The sequence below is a fragment of the Streptomyces sp. 13-12-16 genome (assembly GCF_002114215.1).
GTDB lineage: Bacteria > Actinomycetota > Actinomycetes > Streptomycetales > Streptomycetaceae > Streptomyces.
On the sequence record NZ_NCTE01000594.1, the window covers coordinates 1 to 4,885 of the forward strand.

The 4,885-nt window shown below is 71.2% G+C and carries 3 protein-coding genes; all 3 read left to right on the plus strand.

The window, feature by feature from the left end; all coding sequences use genetic code 11:
* Positions 1-1,007 (plus strand): VWA domain-containing protein (locus B7767_RS23565; RefSeq protein ID WP_085573951.1); only part of this gene is annotated, 1,007 nt, incomplete at its 5' end.
* Positions 1,008-1,063: 56 nt separating this feature from the next.
* Positions 1,064-2,188, plus strand: coding sequence for an AAA family ATPase (locus tag B7767_RS23570; RefSeq protein ID WP_073931360.1), 1,125 nt, complete (start codon positions 1,064-1,066; stop codon positions 2,186-2,188).
* Positions 2,185-4,885, plus strand: a 2,701-nt coding sequence (locus B7767_RS23575; RefSeq protein ID WP_085573952.1) for a DUF5682 family protein, incomplete at its 3' end; no start/stop codon positions are given. The genes B7767_RS23570 and B7767_RS23575, both read left to right, overlap by 4 nt.

Genomic DNA, 4,885 nt, shown 5'->3' on the forward strand with positions numbered 1-4,885 from the left:
TGGGCTGCCGGCCCGGCGAGCTGCGCGGCGGTGGCAACCGCGCGGGAGGCGGGCAGGGCGCCGGCCCGACCGGCACCGGTTTCGGCGGCCCCGCGCCCGACCTCAGCCGTCTGATCCCCGGGATCGGGCCGGAACTGGGCTCCATCGAGGCCGGTCTCGTCAAGCGCATGCATCTGCGCGAGGTGCTGGCCGATCCCGCGCTGGCCTCCCGGCTGACGCCGAGCATGTCGCTGATCGAGCAGTTGCTGCGCGACAAGAACAACCTCTCCGGTGTCGCCCTCGCCAACGCCAAGGCGCTGATCCGGCGTTACGTCGACGAGGTCACCGAAGTGCTGCGCACCCAGGTGGAGAAGGCCACGGTCGGTGAACTCGACCGGTCCGTCCCGCCCAAGCGCGTCTACCGCAACCTCGATCTGGACCGCACCATCTGGAAGAACCTCACCAACTGGGACCCGGAGGAGGAGCGGCTCTACGTCGACCGGCTCTACTACCGGCACACCAGCCGCAAGACGACACCCCAGCGGCTGATCGTGGTCGTGGACCAGTCCGGTTCGATGGTCGACTCGATGGTCAACTGCACCATCCTGGCGTCCATCTTCGCCGGGCTGCCGAAGGTGGACGTCCACCTGATCGCGTACGACACGCAGGCGCTGGACCTCACGCCCTGGGCGCACGACCCGTTCGAGACGCTGCTGCGGACCAAGCTCGGCGGCGGCACCGACGGCACCGTCGCCATGGCGCTCGCCCAGCCGAAGATCGCCGAGCCGCGCAACACCGTCGTGGTGTGGATCTCCGACTTCTACGAATGGCGCACCGACGAGCTGTTCGAGAGCATGGCCGCCGTTCACCGCTCGGGGGCGAAGTTCATCCCGGTGGGTTCGGTGACCAGCTCCGGGCGCGGCAGCGTCAACCCGTGGTTCCGGGAGAAGTTCAAGGACCTCGGTACACCGGTGATCTCCGGCCACATCAAGAAGCTCGTGCACGAGCTCAAGACGTTCCTCACGTGACCGACGCAGCGGCGTCCCACGTCTCTCCCGACCACCGTACGAAAGGCTTTCCCCTCATGTCCGACCTGCTGCGCGCCCCCGCCGAGATCAAGTACGCCGAGGAGCTCGACTGGCTGGAGTCGATCGACGACAACCCCAAGCCGTTCTCGTGGCGCCTGTCGCCGAAGATGGTCCGTCTGTTCATCCTCGGCTCCGAGCGGGCCGACGGACTGGACCGGGAGGTGTCGCAGAAGTGGTTCGGCGACCGCAGCTTCGTGGAGCGGTCGATCGTCACGCTCGCCTCCGACCGCGGTCTGCTGCTCATCGGTGACCCCGGCACGGGCAAGAGCTGGCTGGCCGAGCTGCTGTCCGCGGCGATCAGCCGCAACTCCACGCTGGTGGTGCAGGGCACGGCCGGCACCACCGAGGACCACATCAAGTACTCGTGGAACGTGTCGATGGTCATCGCCAAGGGCCAGTCGCGGGAGTCGATGATCCCCTCGCCGATCATGACCGCGATGGAGGCGGGCGCCATCGGCCGTTTCGAGGAGCTGACCCGTTCCACGAGTGACGTCCAGGACGCGCTGATCTCGATCCTCTCCGAGAAGTACATCTCGGTCCCCGAGCTGGAGAGCGGCGGCGGTGACGACAACATCGTCTTCGCCAAGCCCGGCTTCTCCGTCATCGCCACGGCCAACAGCCGCGACCGGGGCGTCAACGACCTGTCCTCCGCGCTCAAGCGCCGCTTCAACTTCGTCCGCATCCCGGTGGTGACGAACAAGAAGAGCGAGGCGGAGATCGTCCGCTTCCGCACCGAGGAGCTGCTGCGCCGGCACTCGATCGACCTGGACGTGCCGCCGACCCTGCTGGACGTGCTGCTGCAGAGCTTCGCCGACCTGCGGGCGTCCGCCGCCGCGGCCGGCAGCGACGACGAGAAGCTGGAGTCCGCGCTGTCGACGGCCGAGCAGATCGGTGTGCTGGAGGACGCCGTCCTGCACAGCAACTTCTTCGGTGAGCGCACCCTGACCGCCCGCGCCCTCGCCTCCTCGCTGGTCGGCTCGCTCACCCGGCGCGAGCCCGAGGACCTGGCCATCCTCAACAAGTACCTGCACGGTGTCGTCGAGCCGCGCAGCAAGGAGGAGGGCGGCTCCTGGCCCGAGTTCCTCGAGGGCGGCCGCGACGCGATCGCCACCCTGTCATGAGCGGGCACCGGGAGAGCACGTCGTTCGCCGGACTGCGCGGGCAACTGCAGGACGCCGCCGCCGCGTTCGCGGGCGGTCCGGACGCCCTGGAGGGCATCCTCCTCGGCATGGTCGACGACGTCGACCGGGCGGTGCGCGAGCCGCTGGAGATCTTCCCCGTCTGCCACCACTCCCCCGCCTCGGCGCTCGCCATGGCCCGCCGGCTGCGCGAGAAGCAGCCCAAGGTGGTGTACCTGGAGCTGTGCGAGGACATGGCGCCGCTCCTGTCCGAACTGCGCAACTGCAGACTGCCGGTGGCGGTGCAGGCGTTCGCCGGTGACGTCGACGGCTTCCCGGCCGACTGGGCCCCGCTGTCGGTGGTGGCGCCGGTCACGGAGGCGTCCGCCGAGTACCAGGCGATCGCGTACGCCCTGGACACGCCGGGTGTCGAGCTGGTGCTCGTCGACCGGTCGGCGGACCACGTCTTCCAGTGGGACAGGAGGGGCGAGCAGGCGCAGGAGGGGGCCGAACCTCCGCAGGAGGACGGGGCCGCGCTGCACGGTGAGGCCGTCGGCGTCGAGATCGGCGACCTGCGGCCCCGGTTCGCCGAGCTGGAGGAGCACCTGCTGCGCCACGGCAAGGTGCGGCACTGGTCGGAGTGGTGGCACCAGTACGTCGAGGTCCCGCTCGGGGACAGCGACCACGACACCTACCGCCAGGTGATGTTCCTCATCGGCAGCCTGTTCCGGCGGCTCGCCCCCGGCGAGGGGTCCCGGCTCCGGGTGGACGAGGACCGCGAGCGGTACATGTGGACGCGGATGCGCGAGCACCTGGCGGCGAGCGGCACGGACCCGGAGGACTGCCTGTACGTGTGCGGGGCGTTCCACGCGGCCAGCCGGGTCGAGGAGTTCGGCGTGCACGGCGGCTCGGGCACGTTCGCCATCTCCCCGCGTACCGCCACCACCTGGCAGTACGGGCTGATCCCGTCCAGCCACGCGGCGATCGAGGCGCAGTTCGGCCTCGCCGCGGGCTCGGTGTCGATCGCGGCGACGGAGTGGGCGAAGGGCCTGAAGCGGACCCGTGTGAAGCCGTACGTGCTTCAGGGCCAGGCCGGGAGGAGGAAGTCCGCGGCCAAGAAGGCGGCCGTCGTCCCCGCTCCGTCGTCCGGGGCCGCCGCGGACAAGCTGTCGGGCTTCCTCCGCCGGCCGCCCGTGCTCGACGGGCTCGACGAGGCCGAGCTGCTCGGCTGGTCGGTGGACATCGTGCGCGCGGCCCGGCGCAACGGCTACCTCGCCTCCACCGCCGACGCCATCGCCGTCTTCGAGACGTCGATCCTGCTCGCCGGCCTGCGGGACCGGGCCAAGCCGACGCCGTACGACTTCCAGGACGCGGCGGTCACCTGCATCGAGAAGGACAGCGTCCCGGGCCGGCGGGACGTGCGGCGCCTCGTCGAGATCATGATGGGCGGCGACCGGATCGGCCAGGTCGGGTACGACTCGCTGCCGCCGCTCGCCCGTGACGTGTACGACCGGCTCGCACCGCTGGAGCTGAAGCTCGAACAGCGCGGGGTGCGCCGGGCGCTGCTGGACATGGCCTCCCGGCCGGAACTGCGGGCCTGTTCCGACGTGCTGTGGATGTTGCGGCGTCTGCTGCCGCAGGGCGCGGCACGGCCGATCATGGGTGAGCGGCGGCTCGGTGAGCGGTCGATCCAGGAGTCGTGGGACCTGGCGCTCGGTACGCACCAGCGGGCCCTGATCGAGCTGGGCTACGAGGGCGTCAGCCTGGAGCAGGTCCTGGAGCAGCGGCTGCGGCGCGACGCGTACGGGCCGCGGGCGACCACGGCGACCGTGCTGGCGGCCGTCGAGGACACGCTCCTGTACCTGGGCGGCCGCCGGCTCGCCGACGAGCTCGGCACGCACGCGCTGAAGGTGCTCGCCGCGGAGCGGAGTGTCGACGGGGCGCCGGAGGTGCTGCGCCGGGTGCGTGCGCTGCTGGCGTACTACCGCACCAGTGAGCCGGTGCTGCCGGCGTGGATCGAGTCGTTCGTCAAGACCGGTTACGCCCACTACTGCACGCTGCTGCCGACGGCGTTCCGGGACGAGGACGCGACGGTGGGACAGGTCGCGGCGATGCTCGGCTTCCTGTTCTCCATGGAGAGCCTCGCGCTGTCGCTGGGCTGCGACCGGAACCAGCTGGAGCTCGCGGTCGCCCAGTCGCACCCCGACGACCCGTCGAAGACGGCACTGCTGTGGGCGGCGCAGGTGCAGCTCGGCACCCTGTCCCGCACCGAGCTGCGGGCGCGGTGCGACGAGCTGCTGGACAACCCGCTGGTGGTGCCCTCCTACCCGCGCTACCTCAGCGGTTTCGTGCACGCGCTGGAGCCCGTGCCGGGACTGGCGGACGTGGTCGTGGAGGCGGTGTCCAACGCGTTCGGCCGGCTGCCGGACACGGTGCTGCTGCCGTGGCTGCCGCTGTTGATCACCACCCTGCGCTCCGGCGCGGCGGACCTCGCCCCGCTGATGGTCCGCGAGGCGGGGCGGATCTTCCCGGGCCGGCTGGCGGAACTGGACGCGTGGACACCGCCGTGGCGGGTGCCGGAGACCGATCCGTTCGCGGTCAGGCCCGTGGCCGCCGTCCCCCGGGGCGCGGCACTGCTCGCCGCGCACCCGGCGGCGTGCGACGCGGTCGCGGGGCTGCTCGGCTGCGACGACGGCTGGG

Coding starts and splice junctions, on each gene's coding strand:
- B7767_RS23570 (WP_073931360.1), top strand. CDS start 1,064: ATGTCCGACCTGCTGCGCGCCCCCGCCGAGATCAAGTACGCCGAGGAG.